Origin of the sequence: Fructobacillus fructosus KCTC 3544, assembly GCF_001438695.1 — a bacterium.
Lineage (GTDB): Bacteria > Bacillota > Bacilli > Lactobacillales > Lactobacillaceae > Fructobacillus > Fructobacillus fructosus.
This window is the reverse complement of sequence record NZ_JQBH01000014.1, coordinates 41315-41718: the sequence shown is the minus strand read 5'-3', so window position 1 is coordinate 41718 and position 404 is coordinate 41315. Positions and strand designations below refer to the sequence as shown.

Annotated in this window: 1 protein-coding gene; it reads left to right on the top strand. The window is 42.3% G+C overall.

Going from position 1 to position 404, the window contains the following annotated elements; translation table 11 throughout:
• Window positions 1-404: hypothetical protein (locus IV71_RS08095; RefSeq protein WP_162258602.1), on the top strand; the 404-nt coding region annotated here is incomplete at both ends.

Here is a 404-nt window from a genome sequence, read left to right as displayed (position 1 = left end):
CAACTATGGTGAGGCATTTAAGGATTTGTTTGGTGTTCGTCCCTCTGAATCAGTTAGCTTGCCAAGCGAAGAGGAATGGCGGACCAAGTATACGGAAGGCGAGAAGATTCAAGTTATTGCGGAAACTCGTGTAAATGAAATGGATTCTCCAGCGATTCATGAAGATGAAGCCCAAACTGATGCTTCACAGCCAACCGTACCATCTGACACAATCCAGGATTCAGTAGATAACAACGTGCAGGGTTCTCTAGAAATTGAATCTAAAGCACCAGTTCAAACTTTGTTAACAGCTAACCAAGAAGAGCCAACGAATCAAAGTTCAAGTTTGAATTTATCAAGTGAGCATTATGCCTCTGATTTTTCTGGATCAGCTCAAATCAGTAATGGGCTGGACTCGGTATTTG